This is a genomic window from Streptomyces sp. SID13726 (assembly GCF_010548375.1).
Classification (GTDB): domain Bacteria; phylum Actinomycetota; class Actinomycetes; order Streptomycetales; family Streptomycetaceae; genus Streptomyces.
Genome location: NZ_JAAGLY010000213.1, coordinates 1 through 561, shown reverse-complemented (window position 1 = coordinate 561; position 561 = coordinate 1). Strand labels below are relative to the sequence as shown.

General features: G+C 72.5%; 1 protein-coding gene and 1 pseudogene. One reads left to right on the top strand and one right to left on the bottom strand.

The annotated features are described in order from the left end of the window. Positions 1–178 (bottom strand): MerR family transcriptional regulator (locus tag G3I78_RS47245; protein ID WP_164436791.1); only part of this gene is annotated, 178 nt, incomplete at its 3' end. A 73-nt stretch (positions 179–251) separates the two neighbouring features. Between G3I78_RS47245 and G3I78_RS47240 the strand changes: the two are divergent. After that, positions 252–561: pseudogene (locus G3I78_RS47240) on the top strand (hypothetical protein); the annotation flags it as partial.

Genomic DNA, 561 nt, shown 5'->3' with positions numbered 1-561 from the left:
GGACGCCCGCGTCGGACAGCGTCTTGATCCGCACCAGGGAGACGACCGCGTCGGCTCCGTAGCGCCGGTACCCCGAGGCGTCACGTTCCGGCTCGGGCAGCAGCCCCTTCTGGTGGTAGTGGCGGACGGCCCGTACCGTCACGCCGAGATGGGCCGCGACCTGGCCGATCGTCAGCATCTTCGGTCCCCCTGGACATCGGCGGTCGAAACCGCTTGACCCTGACCCTGCGTCAGGGTCCGAGGATCTCATCATGAACACGACGACAACCGCACGGCAGGTTCCCGAAGCCGGCTCCATGGACAAGCCCGTACGTACGCGGACGTTCCGCGCGGGTCTCCGGCTGCTGATCGCCTCGGCGGCGGTGGCGGAGCTCGCCATCGCGGCTCCCACGGCGTCGGCGGCGCCGGTCCGCGACGATCACGCGGCTGCCCAGCGGGTACTGGACCGGGCCGTGGCCGGCGGCGGAGTGCCCGGCATTCTCGCCAGGATCCGGGAAGACCGCGACGCGTGGGTCGGCTCGGCAGGGGTGGCCGACACCGAGACCGGCCGCCGGCGCCGCG